This window comes from Actinomyces sp. ZJ308 (assembly GCF_011752065.1).
In the GTDB taxonomy this organism is placed as follows: domain Bacteria; phylum Actinomycetota; class Actinomycetes; order Actinomycetales; family Actinomycetaceae; genus Actinomyces.
Genome location: NZ_JAAIJY010000022.1, coordinates 38,459 through 58,161 on the forward strand (window position 1 = coordinate 38,459; position 19,703 = coordinate 58,161).

Here is a 19,703-nt window from a genome sequence, read left to right on the forward strand (position 1 = left end):
TCGGGAGGAACAAGTAGACATGCTTCGTTACGTCGCACGCAGGCTGCTGCAGATGATCCCGGTGTTCTTCGGGGCCACGCTGCTCATCTACGCGATGGTCTTCGCCCTGCCGGGTGACCCGATCGCCGCACTCGGGGGCCAGCGCACGCTCAGTCCCGAGGTCATCGAGCAGATCAAGGCCAGCTACCACCTCGACAAGCCCTTCATCGTGCAGTACCTGCTCTACCTCAAGGGGCTGTTCACCCTGGACCTGGGCCAGTCGCTGCGAGGAACCGAGTCCGTCCTGGACGTGCTGGTGCGGGCCTACCCGATCACCATCAAGCTCTCCCTCATGGCCCTGGCCTTCGAGGCCGTCGCCGGCATCGGCTTCGGCCTCATCGCCGGGGTGCGCAAGGGCGGCTGGTTCGACGCCACCGTCCTGGTGCTCTCCCTGGTGGTCATCGCCGTGCCCACCTTCGTCATCGGCTTCGTCCTGCAGTTCATCATCGGGGTCCGCCTGGGGTGGCTGCCCGTGACCGCAGGCGAGAGCCCCGGATTCACCGAGCTCCTCATGCCGGCCATGGTGCTGGGCGCCGTCTCCTTCGCCTACGTGCTGCGCCTGACCCGCACCGAGGTCGCCGAGAACCTCACCGCCGACCACGTGCGCACCGCCCGCGCCAAGGGCCTGAGCGGAGCCCGCGTCATGATCGTCCACGTCCTGCGCAACTCCCTGGTCCCGGTCGTCACCTTCCTGGGCGCCGACCTGGGGGCCCTCATGGGTGGCGCCATCGTCACCGAGGGCATCTTCAACATCAAGGGCGTGGGAGGCACCCTCTACTCCGCCATCATCCGCGGCGACGGCCCCATGGTCGTGTCCTTCACGACCGTGCTCGTGCTCGTCTTCATCGTCTCCAACCTCCTGGTGGACCTGCTCTACGCCGCCCTGGACCCGAGGATCCGCTATGCCTGAGAACCCTGAGAACCGTGAGGACACTGCGTCCTCCACGTCGTCCCCTGCGTCATCCGTGTCGCCCTCCGCCTCGTCCTCCACCGTGCGCCCGGGGCAGGAGCGCTTCGTCAGCCAGGACGACGAGATCGGCCTGGGCGCCGTCGACGCCGTCGCCGACGAGTCCGCCCCCGCCTCCGTCTGGCTCGACGCCTGGAGGCAGCTGCGCCGTCGCCCCATCTTCTGGGTGGCCTCACTGCTCATCGCCGTCGCCGTGCTGTTCTCGCTGGTCCCCGGCCTCATCGCCCCGCGCGACCCCGGCTACTGCACGCTGGTCAACTCCTACCAGGGGCCCTCCTGGACCCACCCCTTCGGCTTCGACATCCAGGGCTGCGACATCTTCGCCCGCACCGTCCACGGCGCCCGCGCCTCGGTGAGCGTCGGCATCTTCACCACCCTCATCGTGGTCCTCATCGGCTCGGCCGTCGGGGCCCTGGCCGGCTTCTTCGGCGGGTTCTTCGACGCCCTGCTCTCGCGCGTCACAGACATCTTCTTCGCCGTGCCCTTCGTCCTGGCCGCCATCGTCGTCATGCAGATGTTCCGCAACGACCGCTCGATCCTCACCGTCATCCTGGTCCTGGCCCTGTTCGGCTGGCCTCAGATCGCCCGCATCACGCGAGGCTCGGTCATGAGTGTCAAGAACGAGGACTACGTGACCGCCTCGCGGGCCCTGGGATCGGGGCGCATGGCCATGCTGCTGCGCCACGTCATGCCCAACGCGGCCGCCCCCATCATCGTGACCGCCACGGTCGAGCTCGGCGTCTTCATCGTCTCGGAGGCCACCTTGAGCTTCCTGGGCATCGGGCTGCCCGCATCGGTCGTCTCCTGGGGCGCGGACATCGCGGCCGCCAAGGACGCCCTCAACAGCCACCCGAGCGTCCTGCTCTTCCCCGCCGGCGCGCTGGCCCTGACCGTGCTCGGCTTCATCATGCTCGGCGACGTCGTCCGCGACGCCCTGGACCCGAAGGCCCGCAAGTGACACCCACCAACGCACCCTCAGCGACCAGCGCCCAGGCCACCGCCCCGGCCCGCTCCGACAAGACCTTCGCCCCCGCGGCCTCCTGGGACGCCGCGCGCGACCCGCTCCTGGAGATCACCGACCTCGAGGTCGCCTTCCGCTCCTCGACCGGGCTCGTCCCGGCCGTGCGCAAGGCCGGGCTGACCCTCTACCCCGGTCAGTCCGTCGCCATCGTGGGGGAGTCCGGCTCGGGCAAGTCCACCCTGGCCCACGCCGTCATCGGGCTGCTGCCCGGAACCGGCCGGGTCACCGGCGGCACGATCCGCTTCCAGGGGCGCGACATCACCCACCTGCGCCCCCAGGAGCTCACCTCCCTGCGCGGCTCCTCCATCGGCCTGGTTCCCCAGGACCCCATGTCCAACCTCAACCCGGTGTGGTCCATCGGCTTCCAGGTCAAGGAGGCACTGCGGGCCAACGGCCTGGCCGGCGTCGCCGACGACCGCCTCGCCCACCTCATCGCCGAGCACGCCGAGCACGCCGACGAAGCCGGGAAGGACACCGAGAAACCGGTCCCGTCCGCCGGCGGGCGCATCGACGTCGACGAGCAGGTGGCCCTCCTGCTGGAGCAGGCCGGACTGCCCGAGGCCTCCCGGCGGGCCAAGCAGTACCCCCACGAGTTCTCCGGCGGCATGCGCCAGCGCGCCCTCATCGCCATCGGCCTGGCCGCCCGCCCCGACCTGCTCATCGCCGACGAGCCCACCAGCGCCCTGGACGTCACCGTTCAGCGGCGTATCCTCGACCACCTCCAGACCCTCGTGCGCGAGCTGGGCACCGCGATGCTCTTCATCACCCACGACCTGGGGCTGGCCGCCGAGCGCGCCGAGCACATCATCGTCATGCACCGCGGCCGCGTCGTGGAGTCCGGGCCGAGCCTCGAGGTCCTCCAGGACCCCCGCCACCCCTACACCCAGCGCCTGGTCAAGGCCGCGCCCTCCCTGGCCTCGCGCCGCATCGAGTCCGCCCACGCCCGCGGCATCCAGGTCACCGACGACGAGCTCCTGGGCGCCAGCCTCGGGTCGACCTCCACCGAGGAGATCCTGCGCGTGGAGCACCTCACCAAGGTCTTCGAGGTCCGCGGAGCCAAGGGAGACGACAAGACCCTCACCGCCGTCGACGACGTCACCTTCGGCATCCGCAAGGGCACGACGACGGCGCTCGTGGGCGAGTCCGGGTCCGGCAAGTCCACGGTCGCCAACATCATCCTCAACCTCATCGACCCCACCTCCGGCAAGGTGTTCCACGACGGGGTGGACCTGTCCACCCTCGGACCCAAGGAGCTCTTCGCCCTGCGGCGCATCATGCAGCCGGTCTTCCAGAACCCCTACGGCTCCCTGGACCCGATGTACTCGATCTTCCGCGTCATCGAGGAGCCGCTGCGGGTCCACGCCATCGGCACCGGCAAGGAGCGCGAGGAGCGCGTCGCCGAGCTGCTCGACATGGTCTCCCTGCCGCGCTCGGTCATGCGGCGCTACCCCCACGAGCTCTCCGGCGGTCAGCGCCAGCGCGTCGCCATCGCCCGGGCCCTGGCCCTCAAGCCGGAGATCGTCGTCCTCGACGAGGCGGTCTCGGCCCTCGACGTGCTGGTCCAGGCCCAGATCCTGCGCCTGCTGTCCGACCTGCAGGCCGAGCTGGAGCTGACCTACCTGTTCATCACCCACGACCTGGCCGTCGTGCGCCAGATCGCCGACGACGTCGTCGTCATGGAGCACGGCCGGATCGTGGAGTCCGGCGCCGCCGACCAGCTCTTCGCCGCACCGCGCCAGGACTACACCCGCGAGCTCATCCGGGCCGTCCCCGGGGCGGGCATCGACCTCTACAGCGACGAGACGGCGGGCAAGGCGGCGGAGGTGTGAACGGCGGGCATGATGCGCCGGTGCCCACCGTCACGCCCGCTGCCACGCCCGCTGCAACGCCCACCGTCACGCCCACCGTCGTCATCCGCTCCCTGCCGGCCCGCCTCGGGACCGCCCTCATCGCCGTCGCCGCCCCGGCGATGGCCCTGACGATCGGGCTCGCCGACGGCCCCGCCCGCGGCCTGCGCGCCCTGGTCTGGGCGGGGGCGCTGGCCTTCCTCACCTGGCTGCTGTGGTGGGCCCCGCAGATCACCCTGAGCCCGCGGGCCCTCACCATCCGCAACGCCTGGCGCACCCACGTGCTGGGGTGGGGCGAGGTCGAGATGTGCCGCACCCGCTGGGGCCTGTCCGTCATCACCCCCGACGACGTCGAGGTCAGGGCCTCGGCCGCACCCCGCCGCGGCGGCATGGCCGAGTCCTTCCGCCGGCGCCAGGCGCAGCGCGAGCGGCAGGACAGGCGAGATGGGCTGCGCGCGTCCGAGCCGGTCCCGGCGGTGCGTCCGGAGTACCTGACGGGGGAGGGGATCCACCGCACCAACCTCGACACCGGCGACGCCGGAGCCCTCATCACCGCCTACGCCGAGCAGGTGCGTGGCCGCCCCGGTGAGCCGGCAGGTGACGCTATGGCGGGCACGGGGCCTGGCACAGGGCCGACCACGGTGGTCGGCGTGACCAGCAGCCTCAACCGGTCGGTCGCCGTCGTCGCCGGAGCGCTCGCCGTCGCGATCGTGGCCGTCACCGTGCTCGTGTGACGGGTCCTGCGGCGGCTCCTGCGGCGGCTCCTGCGGCGTCCTCAGGGACGACCGGGCCGGTGACACGATCGTGAGTGGGCGCACAGACGAGGTGTTGGCCCGGACATGGCAGGCCAGGACCGGCGTCCTCTACTCTTTCCCTGTTTCATGCCCCTAGTGGCCGGTGCCGTGAGCGGCGTCCGGCCCACGGCGTCCCCCACCGGAAGAAGTACCCCTATGAGCGTGCGCCAGGACCTGCGTAACGTCGCCATCGTCGCCCACGTCGATCACGGCAAGACCACCCTTGTCGACGCCATGCTCTGGGAGGCGGGCGCCTTCGGGGCCCGGGCCACCGAGGAGAACACCGCCGAGCGCGTCATGGACTCCGGTGAGCTGGAGCGCGAGAAGGGCATCACGATCCTGGCCAAGAACACCGCGGTCCACTACGCGGGGCCCGCCGCCGTTGACGCAGGCTGCCCCGAGGGCATCACCATCAACGTCATCGACACCCCCGGGCACGCCGACTTCGGTGGCGAGGTCGAGCGCGGGCTGTCCATGGTCGACGGCGTCGTCCTCCTCGTCGACGCCTCCGAGGGGCCCCTGCCCCAGACCCGCTTCGTGCTGCGCAAGGCCCTGGCCGCGAACCTGCCGGTCATCCTCGTGGTCAACAAGGTGGACCGCCCCGACTCCAGGCTCGACGAGGTCGTGGCCGAGTCCACCGACCTGCTGCTGTCCCTGGCCAGCGACCTGGCCGACGAGCACCCCGACATCGACCTCGACGCCGTCCTGGACGTCCCCGTCATCTACGCCTCCGCCAAGGCCCGCCGCGCCGGCATAGAGGCCCCCGCCGACGGCGAGCTGCCCGCCAGCGAGAACCTCGAGCCGCTCTTCCGCACCATCATCGAGCGGATCCCCGGCCCCTCCTACGAGGAGGGCGCGCCCCTGCAGGCCCACGTCACCAACCTGGACGCCTCGCCCTTCCTGGGACGCCTGGCGCTGCTGCGCATCCACAACGGCACCCTGCGCAAGGGCCAGACGGTGGCCTGGGCCCGCCACGACGGCTCGCTCGCCTCGGCCCGCGTCTCCGAGCTCCTCGTCACCGAGGGCCTGGACCGCAAGCCCGCCGAGGAGGCGCACGCCGGCGACATCGTCGCCGTCGCCGGGATCGAGGACATCACCATCGGCGAGTCCCTCGTGGACCCCGAGGACCCGCGCCCCCTGCCGCTCATCACCGTGGACGACCCCGCCATCGCCATGACCATCGGGATCAACACCTCCCCGATGGCCGGGCGCACCAAGGGCGCCAAGGTCACGGCCCGCCAGGTCAAGGACCGCCTGGACCGCGAGCTCATCGGCAACGTCTCCCTGCGGGTCCTGCCCACCTCCCGGCCAGACGCCTGGGAGGTCCAGGGGCGCGGGGAGCTGGCGCTGGCCATCCTCGTGGAGCAGATGCGCCGCGAGGGCTTCGAGCTGACCGTCGGCAAGCCCCAGGTGGTCACCCGCACCATCGACGGCAGGCGCCACGAGCCCATCGAGCGCATGACCATCGACGTCCCCGAGGAGTACCTGGGCGCCGTCACCCAGCTCATGGCCGCCCGCAAGGGCCAGATGGAGACCATGACGAACCACGGCACGGGCTGGATCCGCATGGAGTTCCTCGTGCCGGCCCGCGGCCTCATCGGCTTCCGCACCCAGTTCCTCACCGACACCCGCGGCACCGGCATCGCCTCCTCCATCGCGGAGGGCTACGCCCCCTGGGCCGGTCAGATCGTCTCGCGCACCACCGGCTCCCTGGTCTCCGACCGGGCCGGGGCCGTCACCGCCTACGCCCTCATCCGCCTGCAGGACCGCGGCAGCTTCTTCGTCGAGCCCACCCAGGAGACCTACGAGGGACAGGTCGTGGGGGAGAACCCCCGCGGCGAGGACATGGACGTCAACGTGGTCCGCGAGAAGCAGCAGACCAACATGCGCTCCTCGACCGCCGACACCTTCGAGGCCCTTGTGCCGCCGCGCCGCCTCACCCTGGAGGAGGCCCTCGAGTTCGCCGCCGACGACGAGTGCGTCGAGGTCACCCCGGACGCCGTGCGCATCCGCAAGGTCATCCTGAACTCCCAGGAGCGCTTCCGCGAGAACGCCCGTCGTCGTCGCGCCGAGGCCTGAGAGGAACCACCACCCATGAGCCAGTCCGTCAACCGCGGGGAGAAGTCTGCCGCCTCCGCCGCCTCTCCCGAGGTCGTGGAGTCCGTCGAGCCCGTCGCGTCCGCTCAGCCCGACGACGCCGCAGCCCCTCCTGCTGATGCCGCAAGCCCCGACGACACCCCGACCGTCAACCTCGATGATGACTCCCATGGCTCCGAGGCCGGGCCGGTCGAGGCGCCCGACGGTGAGACCCGGGGCGCGCAGTCGCCCGCCGAAGGGGCTCAACCTGTCACCGACAGCTCCGAGGGGGAGTCGACTGAGGAGACGGCTCAGGGCCCGGAGGAGAGGGAGAACCCGACCGTGGCCCCGAGCGAGCCCGCGGCTGAGACGCCGGCGAAGCAGCCGGCCGAGCCGCAGACGACCTCCGACCCCGGTGAGACGGCTCCTGACACGATGCCGACGGTTCGGCTGACCGGCTCCCTGAGCCGGCCCGCAGACGGTGCCGGAGCCGAGAAGACCTCGGCACCGCCGCAGACCGAGGCCTCTGCCGATGAGCGGGACGACTCTGTCGATCCTGAGCCGGGTTCTGCTGAGTCGGTGGCCGCTGAGCCGGTAGCGACGCCGGCGTCGGTGGACGTCGTCGACGAGGCCGCCACCCCGGCCGAGGCCCTCTCGCCGTACGACCTCACCGGGGCGGATGCTCGGACCGCGGCCACTGCCGAGCCCGGTGAGCGCGCCGCACGGAGCCCGCAGTCCGAGGGGATGCCGCCGTCGATCGCCCCGAAGAGCCCGGCCGCTGCGTCGTCCGCCTCTGCGCAGTCTCAGTCCGAGCCCCAGCCGGAGGCCGCCGTCGTAGCCGATGCTGCCGAGCCCGCCGGGGTCTACCTCGAGCCGACGGGTGAGGCCGCCTTCCCGGCCGCCCTCCCCGAGCCCGCCACCAAGGCCGAGAAGTCCAAGAAGCCTGGGAAGGCTGGCAAGTTCGCGACGAAGACCGACGAGGCGGCGGCAGGACCGACCGCCTCGCGGCGTCGGCGCCTCATCCCCGCCGCCTGCGCGGCCGGAGCCGCGGCCTTCCTGCTGGCCTGGGGCGGCATCGCCTGGTGGACCACCCAGCACATCGCCTCGGGGACCAGCGTCTCCGGCGTCGACGTCTCCGGCCTGGGCCCCAAGGAGGCGCGCGCCCGCGTCAGCAAGGGCGTGGGCGACCAGCTCGCCCAGCCGGTCACCCTCACGGTGGGGCAGGGCAGCTCCGAGCTCGTGCCCGCCGGCTCGGGCGTCTCGGTGGACACCGACGCCTCGGTCAAGCGGCTCACCGGCTTCACCCTCAACCCCGTCACCCTGGCCCAGCGCCTGAGCGGCCAGCGCACCGACGCCGTCATCCGAGTCGATGGCACCACCCTGCGCGGCGCCCTGGAGGACCGGGTCGACACGATGGCCAACGGAGCGGTCTCCGCGACCGTCACCCTGGAGGGCACCAGGCCGGTGACCACGCCCGCGAGCAACGGCGTCGGCCTCGACGTCGACGCCTCGGTCAAGCGGCTCACCGGCTCCTGGCCGCTGGGGCAGAAGACCATCGCCATGCCCGAGGGCACCGCGGTCCCCGCCATCACCGACGAGGAGGCCACGACCTTCGTGGACGGTACGCTCAACCCGCTGCTCGCCAGCGGGCTGACCGTCGACGGCGCGGGAGCCGGTGCGCAGGGCCAGAGCGTGGGCGGAGCGGCCGCGGCCTTCTCCCCCCATGACACCGCCGGCATGCTGCGGATCTCCTCCGAGGGCGGCACCCTGAGCGCCACCTTCGACCCGACCGCGCTGCACGACGCCGTCGTCGCCAGGATCGGCCAGGTCGAGACCCCCGCCCAGAACGCCACCTGGAGGATCGACGGCTCCGCCGCCGGGGCGCCCGGGGCCCGTCCGCAGTACGTCCCCTCCGCGCAGGGCAAGGTCATCGACACCGCCGCCCTGTCCGAGAGCCTGCTCAAGGCGGGCACCTCCGCCACCGACGTCGCCGGGCGGACCGTGGCCCTGCCGATGGTCGTCGCCGAGCCGACGGTGACGACACCGCAGAACGAGTGGGGCATCAGCGAGCCGATCGGCGAGTACGCCACCCCCTACAACAGCGGGGACGTGCCGCGCACCCAGAACCTCACCCGCGGCGCCGAGCTCGTCAACGGCACCGTCGTCAAGCCCGGCGAGGTCTTCTCCCTGGAGCAGACCCTCGGCGAGGTCGACTACGACCACGGATTCGCCGACGCCGGCGTCATCTCCAACGGCCAGCACGTTGACTCCCTGGGCGGTGGGCTGAGCCAGGTGGCCACCACCGTGTTCAACGCCGGCTTCGAGGCCGGTATGGATGACACCGAGCACCACGCCCACCAGTACTACTTCGACCGTTACCCGGCCGGGCGCGAGGCGACTTTGTGGACCGGCAGGCTCGACGTGAAGTTCACGAACTCGACCTCCAGCTCGGTACTGGTCCAGGCCTGGCTGGACGGCGAGCAGATCCACGTCCGGCTGTGGTCCACCAAGTACTACGACGTGTCCATCACCTCCTCGGAGCGCTTCAACTTCCGACCGGTGTCCACCGAGCGCAAGTCGGGCCCCGGCTGCGAGCCCTACTCGGGCGGCAACCCCGGCTTCGACATCACCGTCACCCGCACCCGCAAGCACGACGGCAAGGCCCTGCCCGACGACGTGCTCACCACCCAGTACGCCGCGGACAACAACATCGTCTGCTCCTGACGCGGTCCGACGCCGAAGTCCTCGTCTTCGTCCCCGATGGATTGAAGGCCGGGGCGGTGAGGGTGATTTTGTCCAAATGGGACGACTTTGACTCGGCCGCCAACCGGTTTCGAACGAGCGCAACGCTCTGACCTGCGCAGACGTGAAGAGCGTTGTGGAGATCGGACGTCAAAGTCGTCCCTCCTGGACACTTTTCGGCCGGCACCACGTCGGATCGCGGTCGCACCGCGAGGTCTCGCCCGAGGCGTTCCCCACGGCGCGGTCTTGGCGACTGAGGACGGTGTTACCTGCGACATTCGCGCCGCGGCAGTGACGTAATCGTGCTGCGACAACCCCGAGTTTTCCGCGTGCTGACGGCCACTCTTCCGCCGCTTGGGTCTATGGGCCCTGGAGGACCATACTTGCCCCGACCCCGCCATCCGCGCGGGAGGTTCCCCGGAGAAGAAAGGACACTGCTGCTATGACGTACGTCATTGCCCAGCCCTGCGTTGACGTCAAGGACCGTGCTTGCGTCGACGAGTGTCCCGTCGACTGCATCTACGAGGGTGAACGCAGCCTCTACATCAACGCCGACGAGTGCGTCGACTGCGGGGCCTGCGAGCCCGTGTGCCCCACCGAGGCGATCTTCTACGAGGACGATGTTCCGGACGAGTGGGAGGACTACACCCGCGCCAACATCGACTTCTTCGAGCTCAAGGGGCTGGGCTCGCCCGGCGGTGCCCAGAAGACCGGCGCCCAGGACTACGACGACCCCATGATCGCCGCCCTGCCCCCGCAGAATGACGAGTGGAAAGAGGCCAACGGCTACTGAGCCGATGGCGCGGGGCCACGTAGCCCAGCCTCCTTCTCCCCCGGCTGATATGAAGGAGCCCCGTCGTGCCAGGGCTGCCTTCAGTGGACGGGCCCCGTCGGTATCGAGGAGGCTTGTCGTGCCCGAAGTCACCGAGCACACGTGCATCTACCTGCCGGACCTCCGCCCCGCCAGAGGCCGGAGCAGCCGTCCTGGCGTGGTGTCATTCGCCTGCGCCGGCCTTGGATGGGGTGCGTCCCCGGGATGGCGCACTGAGCTCTACCTCAGAGCATGCGGCTGGGCACGCGCCCGGGAGATCCTTGACTATGACACGGAGGATGAGGACATCCCGTTGTGGGATGAGCTCTTCGCCCGTATCCCCGAAAGCAGGCGACGTGAAGCGGTCCGGTCGGCCTTTGACGATCCCGATGCGCTCATCGTCCCTCCTCCCGCCTGCTCGGAGCGGGGTGGCAGGAGCGCTGCTGGGGGCTCCGGTTGGAGCTACGGCGTCCGTGCGGTGAGAGACGAGAGTGAGAGTGGCAGTGATGCCTGGTCGGCGCCGCAGGTGGTGGACATGGCCCGTTCTCTCGCCATGGGGGGACGTCTTGAGGCCTCCCGGCTCGCTGCCCGTGCCCCTCGGGCGCGGTCGGTGGGCGACCTCGTCTATGCCGACGCCCTCGACGCCGCTGCCGTGAAGGTGCTGGAGTCCGTGACCACTATCGAGACGGCTTCGCTCCACTGGGTCTCCGCCTCCATGGCGCGCCTGGCTATGGATGCTTCCCAGGATCTCCCCGCAGCCACCGGGCAGGATGCTCCCGCTCCTTCCGGTCTCATGGTTCTGGCCGAGCCCCTGCCCGCATGGAGTACCGCCCTCGTGGGAGGCCTGGCTCTGTGCGATGGCCCTCGTACCAATATCCCTTACATCGAGGCCGTCCCGGTTGATGCCCTTGCCTGGCAGCTGTCGCCTCCTCGTCGAGGTCGGAAAGCGCGTCTGACTATTGAGCTGTTCTGCCGGTCTTCTCGGCTGCCCTTGCCGGTCCGTGGTCTCCAGTCCGAGTCTCTTGCCTCCTTCGCCCGGATCAGCAGCCGCCTGCCCGTCATCTTCGCCGGTACGGTCGGGACTGGTCCCGACGGTGAGGATCTCGGTGCCGCACACGTCGGCGTCCTGTCCTGGCTCCAGGCCGCATGGAGCCTCATGTCCGACCCCGGCATCGTCCAGACCTCCATGATCCCTGAGGGCCATCCCGCTGAGAAGGGTGCCGCTGGGAGCCGCGAGGCTGACGGCGGTAATCGTGTCGCCGTCGTTGATCTGCATCCCGATCGCCACAGGTTCTTGTCCGTAACCCGGCACGAGGGCGACGTCGAGCCTGATGGGTCTCATCAGCATCCGGTGAGAAGTCACGTCGTACGCGGTCACTGGGACCTCCAATCCCATGGAACACCGTCTCCGCTGGGCCGTCTTCAGTGGGTTGACGACCATGTCTGCGGGCTGCCCGGTACCCCACTGGTGGCGCGCCCTCATGTCTGGGCCTGGCGCCACCCCTGAATCGCGGGGTCGGGGCGGGGCGGCGCGGATGACGCACCCCCTCATCGGGGGTGGAGGCGCACCCGGCGAGTGAGGAAGAATCGGCGTCGTGAGCACCAGCGCGACACCCGAGACCCTCCCCAGCCCCCACCTGCCCCGCCGCCCCGCCCTGCCCGACTTCCCCTGGGACTCGCTGACCCCCTACCGGCAGCGCGCCGCCGAGCACCCCGACGGCGTCGTCGACCTCGCGGTGGGAACGCCCGTCGACCCCACCCCCGAGATCGCCCGGACCGCCCTGTCCGCGGCCGCCAACGCCCCCGGCTACCCGACGACGGTCGGCGCCCCCGTGGTGCGCGCCGCCATCATCGAGTGGATGGAGCGCCGCCGAGGCGTGGCCGGCCTGGGCGACGAGGAGGTCATCCCCACGATCGGCTCCAAGGAGTCCGTGGCCCTCCTGCCGCTGCACCTGGGCGTGGGCCCCGGTGACCTCGTCCTGCACCCGCGGGCCGCCTACCCCACCTACGACGTCGGCGCCCGCCTCGTGGGCGCCACCCCCGTCCCCGTGGACACCGACGCCGACCCCGACACCTGGGAGGTCGCCGACGACGCGCGCGTTGCCGTCGTCTGGCTCAACAGCCCCGGCAACCCCGACGGGCACGTCCTGAGCGCCGAGCAGATGGCCCGGATCGTCGCCTGGGCCAGGGGACGCGGCGCCGTCGTCATCTCCGACGAGTGCTACGCCGAGCTCGCCTGGGACTCGCCGTGGGACTCCGAGCCGATCCCCAGCCTCCTGGACCCCCGGGTCGGGGGAGCCGCGGGCCGGGCGGGTCTGCTCGCCCTGTACTCCCTGTCCAAGCAGTCCAACCTCGCCGGCTACCGGGCGGCCTTCCTCGCCGGGGACGCCGCCCTCGTGGCCGCGGTCACCGAGGTGCGCAAACACACCGGGATGCTCGTGCCGACGCCGGTCCAGGCCGCGCTCGTGGCCGCCCTGGGCGACGAGGCGCACATGGAGGTCCAGAAGGAGGTCTACCGGGAGCGCCGCGAGGTGCTCGTGGAGGCCACGGCCGCCGCCGGGCTCGTCAACGACCCGGCCTCCGTGGCAGGCCTGTACCTGTGGCTCAAGGGGCCGGACTCGATGAGTGCCTATGACCTGGTCGCGGCCTTCGCCGAGCTCGGCATCGTCGTGGCCCCCGGCGACTTCTACGGCGAGGCCGGGGCCGGCCGGGTGCGTATGAGCCTGACCGACACCGACGAGCGCGTGGAGGCCGCCGCGCAGCGCCTGCGCTCCGCCGATGCCGCCGCTCTCTTCGCCGGCTGAGCCGCCCACAGCCATAGTCTCCTCATAGTCTGAGTTCAACCTGCTCTTAGGTTCATAGGACAGGCTCCTCAACATGAGTTCATTCATTAGAACATCTCGCCGTGCACTCCTGTCCGCCGGAGCCGTTGCGGGTGCAGGTCTTGCACTCGGTGCGTGCTCATCGAAAGCATCCTCCGTGACAACCACGTCCTCCGCCGCATCATCCTCATCAGCGGGAGGCTCGACGACGTCGAACGGGTCGAATGCCTCCTCCAGTACGAGCACCTCGGGCCAGGTGCCGACGATCGATGAGCTCACGCCTCTGGCGTCCTCCTTCACCCAGTCCTCCTACAGTGACTCGGAGACCGGGAAGTCCTTGCCGTTCAACATCTTCCTGCCGGAGGGGTACGACGCCTCGGGGAGCTACCCGCTCGTGCACTTCATCGCCGACGCCTCCATGGTGGGCGGCGAGGTGACCGCACCGCTGAGTCAGTACGGGGCGCTCATCTGGGCGCACCGGGTCACCCAGGACCTCCACAAGTGCGTGGTCGTGGTCCCGTGCTACCCCGAGGTCGTCCTCGACGACCACGACGGGTACACCACGACCGACTGGATGGACGTCACCCGTCGGTTCGTTCCCTGGCTCCAGCAGCAGTACGCCATCGACTCCAGCCGCGTCTACGGGACCGGTCAGTCCATGGGATGCATGATGCACATGGTGATGGCGGCTCAGGATTCGACGATGTTCTCGGCCTGCATGTTCGTCGACGGCCAGTGGGACCCCACTCAGCTGACTGGCCTGGGCTCGGCCACCTGGGTCTACCAGGTCGCCGGCGGTGATGACCGGGCCTTCGCCGGGCAGCAGGCCGTCAAGGAGATGCTGACCTCCGCCGGCGTCGACTTCGCGGTCGCGCCGCAGGAGTGGGACGCCACGGCGTCGGCCTCCGAGCTCGACGAGCAGACGAAGGCCCTGTTTAGCCAGGGCAAGGCGCGCAACTTCTCCGTCTTCAAGGCCGGTACCGTCATGGAGGCCAACCCCACAGCCAGGATGGAGCACATGGCCTCCTTCGAGCCCGCCTACAAGCTGACCGGGATGCGCACCTGGCTCCTGGACCAGAAGAAGTAGGTGTCCGTCGGGTCTCCTGGGGCATCGAGGCCGTTGCTCGGCGTCGGTCGCGAGGCTGTTGATAAATTTATCAAGCTTTGTCGGGAGGCGGAACGTCGGATGGGACGGTGAGGCTTCGGCGTGCTGTGAGTCGGACCAATGAGACGACGGCGTGACAGCACACCCCGTACAGTGTGCGCTGGGTCCGCCGGACACCCCCGTGGGCCCAGGCCTCGCCGTCGCGATGCGCGCGGCCCCGAGCCCCAGGAGACATGATGACGAGCACCCCCATCCCCGCCGCGGCCCCGGCTGAGCAGACGGAGCCCACGCAGCCCGGCGCCGTCGACGGCCCCGGACTGCTGAGCGTCGACGACAAGAACCTTGAGCTGCCGCGCACTCGGGCGACCGACGGCGCCGACGGCCTGGGCGTGTCCAAGCTGCTGGGCTCCACGGGCGTGGTGACGCTCGACCCGGGCTTCACCAACACGGCGTCGTGCACCTCGCAGATCACCTACATCGACGGCGCCGCCGGGATCCTGCGCTACCGCGGCTACCCGATCGAGGAACTGGCCAAGTCCTCGACCTTCCTGGAGGTCGCCTACCTCCTCATCAACGGCGAGCTGCCCGACCGCGAGTCCTTCGAGCGCATGCAGCGACGCATCTCGCGCCACCGCCTCCTGCACGAGGACTTCCGCAGCTTCTTCACCTCCTTCCCCTCCTCGGGCCACCCGATGGCGATCCTCCAGGCGGGGATCGCGGGCCTGGCCACCTACTACGAGGACACCCTCAACCCGCACGACCCCTACGAGCGCGAGCTCGCCACCGTGCTGCTGCTGGCCAAGATGCCCACGATGATCAGCTACATCGCCCGGCGCGCCATCGGGCTGCCGCTGCTCTACCCGGACCCGCAGCGCTCCTATGTCGAGGACTTCATCCGCCTGACCTTCGGGATGCCCTACCAGTCCTACGACATCGACCCGGCCGTGGTGCGGGCCCTGGACATGCTCCTCATTCTGCACGCCGACCACGAGCAGAACTGCTCGACCTCCACCGTGCGCCTCGTGGGCTCGGCCGACGCCAACATGTACGCCTCCGTGGCCGCGGGCGTGGGGGCCCTGTCCGGCCCGCTGCACGGCGGGGCGAACGAGGCGGTCCTGCGCATGCTGGACACGATCCAGAGCTCGGGGATGAGTACGGCCGAGTTCGTCCGCAAGGTCAAGGACAAGGAGGACGGCGTCCGCCTCATGGGATTTGGCCACCGGGTCTACAAGAACTATGACCCGCGCGCCGCGATCGTCAAGGAGACCGCCCACGACGTCCTGACCCGCCTGGGCTCCGACGACGGCGACCGCAAGCTCGAGATCGCCATGGAGCTGGAGGAGACGGCGCTGCGCGACGACTACTTCGTCTCCCGCAGCCTCTACCCGAACGTCGACTTCTACACCGGGCTCATCTACCAGGCGATGGGATTCCCCACGAAGATGTTCACGCCCCTGTTCGCGCTCGGGCGCCTGCCGGGCTGGATCGCCCAGTACCGCGAGATGATCGCCGACCCCGCCAAGCGGATCGGTCGGCCCCGTCAGGTCTACGACGGCTCCACCGAGCGCCACTACGTGGCCATGCACCGGCGCAAGCACGACGACGGCCAGTACCCGGCCACCCGCGCCGGCGTGCCCAGCCTCGACCGCGTCACCAGGGTCTGAGGCTCAGGTCCTCAGGGCCCTCGTGGCCGATTCGGACATCGTTGGGGGTGCCGGACAGGCCGTCGCGTTCCTTGTGGGCTCCTGCCGTGGTGGTCGACGTCGTAGACCCGGCGGTCTGTAGTAGGGAACTGGGGCTACGGCTCCGCCGGTCGCTTCCGGGCGCCCACTCCACGAGGTCCGGGTGGTACTGGCCGGGGTTTAACCGCACTGCACGTGCCTCCGGACCACGTGGAGTACCCCCATGCCCTGGCCAGTAGCACCCCAGTCTCATGCAGTATCGGTGGGCTCCACGACGATAGCGGCACTCCGCTGTCTCAGCGCCTCGACGTCGTATCCGCGCTCCGCCTCATCGGCCCACTCTTGGATCATCTCGTCGGTGACCGGTACGCCATCAATGGTTTCCATACGACAAGTGTCATACGAAATGCCCGTCTGGCCTCACCGTAACTGTCGTGGAGAGTTCTGGGGCCTACAGCCTGGTCAGGTCGATCTTGCCCATCTGCAGGATCTTCTCGCGCGTGGCGGCGTCGGCCATGAGCTCGGCGATGTTGTGGGGGACGACCTGCCAGGAGACGCCCCAGCGGTCGACGCACCAGCCGCAGCGCTCGGCCTCGGGCACAGCCGACAGCCCCGCCCAGTAGCGGTCGATCTCCTCCTGGTCGCGGCAGGAGACGATCATGGAGACCCCGGGCGTGAAGGTGAAGTCGTGGAAGGTCCCCGAGTCCATGGCCGACATCCAGGTGCCGCGCAGCGTGAAGTCGGTGAACATGACCGCTCCCGCCTCCATCGGCCCGCCCTCCTCGTAGTGGTACAGGGCTCCGCGGCGGGCGTCGTCGAACAGGGTGATCCAGGCGTCTGTAGCCTCCTCGGCGTTGGCGTGGTTGGTGCCGCCGAACATGAAGGACGGGATGACGAAGGGGCGCGGCTCGCCAGCCGGGTCGGTGAGCATGAGCTGCCAGGTCATCCCGAAGCGGTCGCTGACCCAGGCGTAACGCGGCGAGAAGGGGTACTCGCCCAGCTCCATGAGCACGCCTCCGGTGGAGAGCCGCTCGTAGAGCTCATCGAGGTAGGCCCGGGCCAGGTCCTCGCCGCCGAACAGCAACGGGTCGAAGTTCAGGATGCAGCTGATCGACGGGTTCGGGGCGTACTGGTCGTCGCCGTTGATGAGCGAGAGCCGAAAACCGTGGATGCTGACCGTGGCCGCGAGCCCGGGCACCTGCTCGACGACGGAGCCCTCGCGGAAGACGTCCGCGTAGAACTGGGCGGCCTCGGCGGCGGTGCCGTCGCACCAGACGGCGGGGGTAATGAGCTGATCCATCCGGTCACCGTACCGCGATCGCACCGGGCGGTGGGGTGCCGCTCCTAGAAGAGCGGCACCCCACCGACGGAGAGACCGAACAAGCCGAGAGATCAGGTCCTGATGGCGGAGACGATCACGAGGTGATCCTGCGCCGATAGTGGAGGACTGTGGCGCCGGTGAGCATGCCGAGAATCGCCAGGGCCGTCAGCCTGATTCCGTTGGTTCCCGTATCGGATAGGGCACGGTGTGAGGCGGTGGTGGTCGGGGCGGCGGTGGGTGCCTTGGTGGGCTCAGGAACGACGGGCGGCGTGGGTGCCGAACCGCCACTCGGGACGGATGTGGGTTGCGCGCTGGGGCTTCCGACGTCCGGCGGGCAGTTCTCGCCAACGACGCAGACGCCGGGCTTGTCCTGGGTGGGGAAGCCGGGATCGGGATCACAGGCATCGCCAACACCGTCATTGTCGTAGTCGGTCTGCCCCCAGTTGTTGACATCGGGGCAGTTGTCCCGGTTACGTGGTGTGTTGTCGCCATCGTCCGTGATGTCGACCTGCGTGGTGGCGACGGAGGTCTGGCCATCGGACTGGGTGACGTGTAGGCCGATGACGCCGCTGAACTCCTCGGTGAAGATGTGGCTGATGCGTGGGGACGTGCCGGTCTCCTCATAGGTTCCGTCGCCGTTGAAGTCCCATTCGTAGGAGGTCAATGACCCTGATACCGCGTGGGAGGCCGTGGCGTCGATATCGACGGAGTCTCCGACCTTGGCGACGTAAGGGCCTTGGATCCAGGCGAATGGCTTGTTGAGCTCGCTGCTGATGGCTTTGTTGACGAGATCGCTGACCTGGTCGGGAGAAGAAGCAACGGCGGTGGTACCGGTGGAGGAGGTGACTAGGGTCTGGAAATCGCTGGAGTTCAGTTGTCCGGTATCAATGCCGTATACGCTGACCGGATCCACTTCGTACGCGGCCTTGGCGACGGAGGCTGCGGTGTATCCGGTTTCTGGCTCCGGATCCCGCGGTGGCGCGTCACCGATGACGACGACGATCTTCTTGACCCCGTTGCGCCACTTCATATTGACGGCCTGCATCACGCCGCTGTAGACGCTAGCATTGGTGTTGCCGATATTTCCCCCATCATAGGTTAATGAACCCAATCCTGTATCCAACGTAGATATATCGGAAGTGAAGTCGACGTCGGTTCGGGCCATATAGTTTTTGGGATCGTACTGGGGATGATCTTTATAGTCGACGAGCGCGAAACGATAAGATAATGCCTTTTTGCTCGTCTCTTCGGCTATCGAATGGATCTTCGATCGGACTGCCTCGACATTATTGCTCATTGAGCCCGTGGAGTCAACAACAAATGCTATATCTATATCCTCGCCATTACTTTTGGGGTTCTCGATAGACGGAATTCCAATTTTGGCTTCTATGAGTTTTGCTATCTCTTCGTGTCCGATTAGATTTGGGTGGTAAAATTCGTTTGGGTCCCAACTCGTCTTGGCTTGAGTGTTCCCAAGGCGATCTTTTTGTCCTTCTGTCTCAAGAAATTCGTTGATCCAACGGTGGGGATTGACGAGAACATATGAAGGATCTGGCTCATGGCCGTTGAAGGAATTGACAACCCCATCTACGTAGGTTACCTTCAGGCTTGGGTGTGAATTGTTCCATTCAGAAGTGAGGTCGGATTGAATAGATGTTGCCGCGTCGCTCAGTCCCCTAACTGCCGCGCCGGCGTTGTAGGAGTCCGTCCATAATGCATGGGAGTCCCTGAGGGTGAAATCGTCTTTGGATGATAATCGAGGATAGCCTACAATTACCACCTGGGCGTTGTCGTCTAAACGGTCGTCAATCGCCTGAAGAATGTCGAGGGTTTGTTTCTTTACTTGCGGCAACTTGGAATTGGCGTCATCGATCTTTTGTCGACAGGTGGCAGGATCCCTCATTCCGACCATAAAGCATTGTGTCACAATGTCGGAAAAGTTCACATCGTTCCCACCGATAGTGAACATCACTAAATTGGTGTTCGAATCCAGCTTCCTCAATTGGCTACTAAGAACGTCGTCTGAAACATTGCCGCTGTGTGCGAGGTTTGTTAGTGTTGCGTGGGCCCCCTGGTCGTTAAGCCAATTCACATAGTTATGTGCCCAGTTGCGCGAGCTCGTGTAGGCCTCTTTGTCTCCATAGTAATGTCCTGCTCCATTTCCTGCAGAATAAGAGTCTCCGAGCAGGGCCACCCGGAGCGGCACATTGGTTGTAATCGCTGCGGAGGCTGTTGGGGGAGTGGGAGACAAGGGAAGTCCTTGATTGAATAACATTAATGTGGTGAGGATGGTAAAAACTAATTGTTTCAAATAACGTGCAACATTAGGTTTGCTGTGTTGTGGAGAGCACCTGAGTTGCACAGGTTGGGGTGGTTTGTGTTTCAGAGTGGGGTTTTTCGTTGGGATTCTGGGGGTGGGGTGGTCGTTTCGGGGCACTAAGACGGCGGTAGAATCTGCTGGGTGAGTCCGTACCTG

At 68.2% G+C, this 19,703-nt stretch carries 14 protein-coding genes; 11 read left to right on the forward strand and 3 right to left on the reverse strand.

What is annotated here, in order from left to right:
- The first annotated feature begins 19 nt into the window (after positions 1 to 19).
- The 11 genes from HCR68_RS10010 to HCR68_RS10060 all read left to right on the forward strand — a co-directional run bounded on the left by HCR68_RS10010 (position 20) and on the right by HCR68_RS10060 (position 15,888).
- Complete coding sequence (locus HCR68_RS10010) at positions 20 to 949, forward strand: ABC transporter permease (protein WP_167149085.1); 930 nt, start codon at positions 20 to 22, stop codon at positions 947 to 949.
- Positions 950 to 1,004: 55 nt separating this feature from the next.
- Positions 1,005 to 1,964: an ABC transporter permease gene (locus HCR68_RS10015; protein ID WP_167149117.1), complete on the forward strand. Its 960-nt coding sequence runs from the start codon at positions 1,005 to 1,007 to the stop codon at positions 1,962 to 1,964.
- Positions 1,961 to 3,856 (forward strand): ABC transporter ATP-binding protein, encoded by a 1,896-nt coding sequence (locus tag HCR68_RS10020; protein WP_167149087.1) that lies wholly within the window; start codon positions 1,961 to 1,963, stop codon positions 3,854 to 3,856. Before HCR68_RS10015 ends, HCR68_RS10020 begins: the two co-directional genes overlap by 4 nt.
- A gap of 20 nt (positions 3,857 to 3,876) precedes the next feature.
- Positions 3,877 to 4,608: a hypothetical protein gene (locus tag HCR68_RS10025; protein ID WP_167149089.1), complete on the forward strand. Its 732-nt coding sequence runs from the start codon at positions 3,877 to 3,879 to the stop codon at positions 4,606 to 4,608.
- A gap of 216 nt (positions 4,609 to 4,824) precedes the next feature.
- Positions 4,825 to 6,747 (forward strand): translational GTPase TypA, encoded by a 1,923-nt coding sequence (typA, locus tag HCR68_RS10030; RefSeq protein WP_167149091.1) that lies wholly within the window; start codon positions 4,825 to 4,827, stop codon positions 6,745 to 6,747.
- A gap of 15 nt (positions 6,748 to 6,762) precedes the next feature.
- Positions 6,763 to 9,468, forward strand: coding sequence for a VanW family protein (locus HCR68_RS10035; protein WP_167149093.1), 2,706 nt, complete (start codon positions 6,763 to 6,765; stop codon positions 9,466 to 9,468).
- A gap of 460 nt (positions 9,469 to 9,928) precedes the next feature.
- Positions 9,929 to 10,279, forward strand: coding sequence for a ferredoxin (gene fdxA, locus HCR68_RS10040; RefSeq protein ID WP_167149095.1), 351 nt, complete (start codon positions 9,929 to 9,931; stop codon positions 10,277 to 10,279).
- A 553-nt stretch (positions 10,280 to 10,832) separates the two neighbouring features.
- On the forward strand, positions 10,833 to 11,804 hold the full coding sequence (locus HCR68_RS10045; protein WP_167149097.1) for a hypothetical protein: 972 nt from the start codon (positions 10,833 to 10,835) through the stop codon (positions 11,802 to 11,804).
- Positions 11,805 to 11,892: 88 nt separating this feature from the next.
- Positions 11,893 to 13,101, forward strand: a complete 1,209-nt coding sequence (gene dapC / locus HCR68_RS10050) for a succinyldiaminopimelate transaminase (protein WP_167149099.1) — start codon at positions 11,893 to 11,895, stop codon at positions 13,099 to 13,101.
- A gap of 175 nt (positions 13,102 to 13,276) precedes the next feature.
- A complete protein-coding gene (locus tag HCR68_RS10055) occupies positions 13,277 to 14,206 on the forward strand; it encodes an alpha/beta hydrolase-fold protein (protein ID WP_243859041.1) in 930 nt (309 codons plus the stop codon).
- A 254-nt stretch (positions 14,207 to 14,460) separates the two neighbouring features.
- Complete coding sequence (locus tag HCR68_RS10060) at positions 14,461 to 15,888, forward strand: citrate synthase (protein WP_167149103.1); 1,428 nt, start codon at positions 14,461 to 14,463, stop codon at positions 15,886 to 15,888.
- A 267-nt stretch (positions 15,889 to 16,155) separates the two neighbouring features.
- Here HCR68_RS10060 and HCR68_RS10065 read toward each other — a convergent pair whose 3' ends face one another.
- From HCR68_RS10065 to HCR68_RS10075, 3 genes are all read right to left on the reverse strand, one after another.
- Positions 16,156 to 16,293, reverse strand: a complete 138-nt coding sequence (locus HCR68_RS10065; protein WP_208320581.1) for a toxin-antitoxin system antitoxin subunit — start codon at positions 16,291 to 16,293, stop codon at positions 16,156 to 16,158.
- A 64-nt stretch (positions 16,294 to 16,357) separates the two neighbouring features.
- Positions 16,358 to 17,206: a VOC family protein gene (locus HCR68_RS10070; protein WP_167149105.1), complete on the reverse strand. Its 849-nt coding sequence runs from the start codon at positions 17,204 to 17,206 to the stop codon at positions 16,358 to 16,360.
- A 115-nt stretch (positions 17,207 to 17,321) separates the two neighbouring features.
- Entirely contained in the window at positions 17,322 to 19,478 is a 2,157-nt protein-coding gene (locus tag HCR68_RS10075; RefSeq protein ID WP_243859042.1) for a VWA domain-containing protein, read from the reverse strand.
- Between the last annotated feature and the right edge of the window lie 225 nt (positions 19,479 to 19,703).

What these genes read in the sequence shown, in the direction of transcription:
- HCR68_RS10035 (WP_167149093.1), top strand. Translation starts at nt 6,763, where the DNA reads ATGAGCCAGTCCGTCAACCGCGGGGAGAAGTCTGCCGCCTCCGCCGCC.
- HCR68_RS10070 (WP_167149105.1), bottom strand. Translation starts at nt 17,206, where the DNA reads ATGGATCAGCTCATTACCCCCGCCGTCTGGTGCGACGGCACCGCCGCC.
- HCR68_RS10065 (WP_208320581.1), bottom strand. Translation starts at nt 16,293, where the DNA reads ATGGAAACCATTGATGGCGTACCGGTCACCGACGAGATGATCCAAGAG.
- HCR68_RS10045 (WP_167149097.1), top strand. Translation starts at nt 10,833, where the DNA reads ATGGCCCGTTCTCTCGCCATGGGGGGACGTCTTGAGGCCTCCCGGCTC.
- HCR68_RS10010 (WP_167149085.1), top strand. Translation starts at nt 20, where the DNA reads ATGCTTCGTTACGTCGCACGCAGGCTGCTGCAGATGATCCCGGTGTTC.
- typA (WP_167149091.1), top strand. Translation starts at nt 4,825, where the DNA reads ATGAGCGTGCGCCAGGACCTGCGTAACGTCGCCATCGTCGCCCACGTC.
- HCR68_RS10060 (WP_167149103.1), top strand. Translation starts at nt 14,461, where the DNA reads ATGACGAGCACCCCCATCCCCGCCGCGGCCCCGGCTGAGCAGACGGAG.
- fdxA (WP_167149095.1), top strand. Translation starts at nt 9,929, where the DNA reads ATGACGTACGTCATTGCCCAGCCCTGCGTTGACGTCAAGGACCGTGCT.